Below are 822 nucleotides of genomic sequence, written 5' to 3'. Positions count from 1 at the left end.
CGGCCCTCAAGCCGAGCGCCAACCTCACCGACGCCATCGCCAGCAAGCCGGCTCCTACAAAGAATCGAGATCACCGCCAAACCTGTAGGAGCTGGCTTGCCAGCGATCGGCCCTCAAGCCAAGCGCCGACCTCACCGACGCCATCGCCAGCAAGCCGGCTCCTACAAAGAATCGAGATCACCGCCAAACCTGTAGGAGCTGGCTTGCCAGCGATCGGCCCTAAAGCCCTGCACCGACGCCATCGCCAGCAAGCCGGCTCCTACAAAGAATCGAGATCACCGCCAAACCTGTAGGAGCTGGCTTGCCAGCGATCGGCCCTCAAGCCGAGCGCCAACCTCACCGACGCCATCGCCAGCAAGCCGGCCCCTACAAAGAATCGAGTTCACCGCCAAACCTGTAGGAGCTGGCTTGCCAGCGATCGGCCCTCAAGCCGAGCGCCAAACTCACCGACGCCATCGCCAGCAAGCCAGCTCCTACAAATAATCGAGTTCACCGCCAAACCTGTAGGAGCTGGCTTGCCAGCGATCGGCCCTAAAGCCCTGCGCCGACCTCACCGACGCCATCGCCAGCAAGCCGGCTCCTACAAAGAATCGAGATCACCGCCAAACCTGTAGGAGCTGGCTTGCCAGCGATTGGCCCTAAAACCCTGCACCGATCTCACCGACGCCATCGCCAGCAAGCCGGCTCCTACAAATAATCGAGAACCACCAACGAACCTGTAGGAGCTGGCTTGCCAGCGATCGGCCCTCAAGCCAAGCGCCGACCTCACCGACGCCATCGCCAGCAAGCCGGCTCCTACAAAGAATCGAGATCACCGCCAAA

At 61.6% G+C, this 822-nt stretch carries 1 protein-coding gene; it reads right to left on the bottom strand.

Annotated elements, in window-relative coordinates:
* Nucleotides 1-638: 638 nt before the first annotated feature.
* Nucleotides 639-822: hypothetical protein (locus ACM6I6_RS24455; protein ID WP_414920825.1), on the bottom strand; the 184-nt coding region annotated here is incomplete at its 5' end.

This window comes from Pseudomonas sp. IT-P218 (assembly GCF_949767605.1).
Classification (GTDB): Bacteria; Pseudomonadota; Gammaproteobacteria; order Pseudomonadales; family Pseudomonadaceae; genus Aquipseudomonas; species Aquipseudomonas putida_AE.
This window is presented reverse-complemented; position numbering and strand designations above follow the sequence as displayed.